Here is a 3,068-nt window from a genome sequence, read left to right on the forward strand (position 1 = left end):
ATAGCGTATGAGTTTTGGTAAAATGCGTACATTTATCGATATCGTAACACGTGAAATTGTAAAAGATGAAGAGTCTTTCAGTGAAGAAACCGATAGAATCCTAGCATCTGTGACAGCATACAAAGAAGAACGCTTTGGTAGTAAGACTTGGGCAAATAGGGCAGCCTTTTCTGAAGCGAATGCGTTATTTCGTTTTAGAAACATTCCCGATTTAACCATTAAACCGAAAATGTTTATTGTATGTGATGATGGGCGATATGAAGTAGTAAGCGTTGATAATGTGAAAAACAGAAATATGTATATCGAGGTTTTAACAAAAAAGGTGGTGGCATCAGATGGCTAAAGTTAATATTAAAATGCCAGAAGAATTCTTGATGAAGATTTCAAGATTGGGAAGTAAAACAGATGAAATCGTTCCGAGGGTTCTTGAAGCAGGAGGAGCAATTGTATTAGATAAAATGAAGTCTAATTTAAGCTCGGTTATTGGGAAGGACACAAAACTTCCGAGTAGATCAACTGGTGAGTTGGTATCTGCATTAGGAGTATCACCTGCCTTAGTTGACCGAAGAGGAAATCATAATGTTAAAGTAGGGTTTAATGAACCACGTAAAGATGGGGTTAGCAACGCTAAATTAGCTAATATAATCGAATACGGAAAATCGGGTCAACCTGCAAAGCCATTTTTAAAACCAGCAAGAAGAACATCAAGGCAACCTTGTATGGATGCGATGATTAAAAAATTGGAAGAAGAAGTGGAAAGCATATGAATGTATTAGCCGAAGTAACTCAAATTGCGGAACAATGTGGTATTCCAGTTGAAACAGGTATCTTTTCAGATACTGCTCCTGATTTATACATTGTAATCACACCAATCGTTGATATGTTTGAATTACATGCAGATAATATTCCAAAGTATGATGTACAAGAAGTTAGGGTTTCGTTGTTTTCAAAAAAGAATTATACATCAATTAAAAATATTATAGTCCGTACTCTATTGGGTGCGGACTTTGTTATTACGGATAGGCGATATATTGGTCACGAAGATGATACTGGATATCATCATTTAGCTATTGATGTAGCAAAATATTATGAATTTGAAATGGAGGAATAATTTATGGCGACTATTGGTCTTGATCGGCTTTATTATGCAACAATAACAGAAGGAGAAAACGGTGATGAAACCTATGAAACTCCTACTCCTTTAGCAAAGGCGATTAGTGCTGAATTATCTGTTGAATTAGCTGAGGCAACTTTATATGCAGATGATGGTGCGGCTGAAGTGATTAAAGAATTTCAAAGCGGAACACTATCGCTTGGTATTGATGATATCGGTGTGGCAGCAGCTAGTGATTTAACTGGAGCAACAATTGATGACAACCATGTATTGATTTCTACAAGTGAAGATGGCGGGGACCCAGTTGCAATTGGATTTAGAGCGAAAAAGGCAAATGGAAAATACCGATACTTTTGGCTATACCGAGTAAAGTTTGGTATCCCAGCAACAAACCTCGCAACAAAAGGGGATAGTATTACCTTCTCTACACCAACAATTGAAGGTACAGTTTTACGGAGAAACAAGCTTGATGGTCAAGGAAAACATCCATGGAAAGCGGAAGTTAGTGAAGGTGACGATGGTGTGGATCAAGAAATAATTACTGGATGGTATAGCGAAGTGTATGAACCAGTATTTGCTGCGGGGACTGAAGGATAAAAGGAGCGATCAATTATGACGAATGAAAGAAGTGCTAAGATTACGATTGGTGGTTTGGACTATGAATTAATCTTAACAACAAAAGCGACAAAGGAAATTGCAAAAAGGTATGGTGGACTTGAAGATTTAGGTGAGAAGTTAATGAAAGCTGAAAATTTTGAAATGGCTTTAGACGAGATTGTCTGGTTAATTACCCTGCTTGCCAATCAAAGTATCTATATCCATAATCGATTAAATGAAGAAAAGAAAGAGTTGTTAACGGAAGATGATGTTGAACTGTTAACATCACCTGTTGAAATGGCAACTTTTAAAGATGCAATTATGGAAGCAATGTTTAAAGGGACAAAACGCTATATTGAGTCGGAGGAAGCCGATACAAAAAACGAAGTGGTCGAGTAAACGATGAAGAAATGTTTGCTCGACTTATTTATTATGGCGTGACACAGCTGAAAAGGACTGAACAGGAAGTTTGGTTGATGCCTATCGGTCATTTACTTGATCAATGGGAAATCCACAAACAATTCTCAGGTCTCACAAAACCTAAAAATGAACTATCGATTGATGATGTTATTCCGTTAGGTATTTAAAAATTCTGATACAATAGTATTCAGAATATCTAAATGCGGGGGAATATCGAATGGAACTAATCAACGAGATCGATTCATTAATACAGGATGTGAGTAAAACGATAGGTAAACCTATTAAAGTAGATGGATATGAAATTATTGATAGAGGTTTACCGCATAAACCCAAATCGCTACCTGTTGGAATGATGGGAGTCTATGTGTTTTGGTATAATGACAGATTTTTAAAAATAGGCAAAGCAGGCTCTAAGAGTGGTCCTAGATTTTTAAGTCAACATTACAATCCGAAATCAGCCCAAAGCACGTTAGCCGCATCAATATTAAGGGATTCGGATATGTTGCAATTTGGTATAACTGAGGAAAACGTTGGTGTGTGGATAAAAGAGAATTGCAGAAGGATTGACATTTTAGTGAATGTTGAGCTTGGCATATTTACATTGGGCTTGATTGAAGCGGTACTTCATTACAAATATGAACCAAAGTACGAAGGCTTTGCAACACAGCGTTAATATAAGGACATGGATTTGAGAGCAATCAATAGATTGTTCTTTTTTTATGCTCATTTTTAGAGGAGGTGGTAGTATGGCAGACAATTTTGGTCTTAAAATTGGTGTTGAAGGGGAACGAGAATTTAAGAAATCTCTACGGGAAATTAACCAAAGTTTCAGAGTGTTAGGTTCTGAAATGAAATTAGTGACATCAGAATTTGATAGAAATGATAAATCGATTAAAGCTATAACAGCGAGAAATGCAGTATTAAATAAAGAGATTGA

Annotated in this window: 8 protein-coding genes; all 8 read left to right on the plus strand. The window is 36.5% G+C overall.

Going from position 1 to position 3,068, the window contains the following annotated elements; genetic code table 11:
- Positions 1–7 precede the first annotated feature (7 nt).
- Positions 8–343 (plus strand): head-tail adaptor protein, encoded by a 336-nt coding sequence (locus ACFFIS_RS13745; RefSeq protein ID WP_061114368.1) that lies wholly within the window; start codon positions 8–10, stop codon positions 341–343.
- A complete protein-coding gene (locus tag ACFFIS_RS13750; protein ID WP_205178016.1) occupies positions 336–767 on the plus strand; it encodes an HK97-gp10 family putative phage morphogenesis protein in 432 nt (143 codons plus the stop codon). The genes ACFFIS_RS13745 and ACFFIS_RS13750 overlap by 8 nt, the downstream gene beginning before the upstream one ends.
- Entirely contained in the window at positions 764–1,111 is a 348-nt protein-coding gene (locus ACFFIS_RS13755; protein WP_205178014.1) for a hypothetical protein, read from the plus strand. Before ACFFIS_RS13750 ends, ACFFIS_RS13755 begins: the two co-directional genes overlap by 4 nt.
- Before the next feature lie 3 nt (positions 1,112–1,114).
- Entirely contained in the window at positions 1,115–1,711 is a 597-nt protein-coding gene (locus ACFFIS_RS13760; protein ID WP_390188014.1) for a major tail protein, read from the plus strand.
- A 15-nt stretch (positions 1,712–1,726) separates the two neighbouring features.
- A complete protein-coding gene (locus tag ACFFIS_RS13765) occupies positions 1,727–2,110 on the plus strand; it encodes a hypothetical protein (RefSeq protein WP_257455526.1) in 384 nt (127 codons plus the stop codon).
- 11 nt (positions 2,111–2,121) lie between these two features.
- On the plus strand, positions 2,122–2,298 hold the full coding sequence (locus ACFFIS_RS13770) for a hypothetical protein (protein ID WP_320378185.1): 177 nt from the start codon (positions 2,122–2,124) through the stop codon (positions 2,296–2,298).
- A 50-nt stretch (positions 2,299–2,348) separates the two neighbouring features.
- On the plus strand, positions 2,349–2,804 hold the full coding sequence (locus ACFFIS_RS13775) for a hypothetical protein (protein WP_320381605.1): 456 nt from the start codon (positions 2,349–2,351) through the stop codon (positions 2,802–2,804).
- A 73-nt stretch (positions 2,805–2,877) separates the two neighbouring features.
- The coding region (locus tag ACFFIS_RS13780) for a hypothetical protein (RefSeq protein ID WP_390188002.1) at positions 2,878–3,068 on the plus strand (191 nt) is incomplete at its 3' end.

The sequence above is a fragment of the Paracerasibacillus soli genome (assembly GCF_042432965.1).
Lineage (GTDB): Bacteria > Bacillota > Bacilli > Bacillales > Amphibacillaceae > Paracerasibacillus > Paracerasibacillus soli.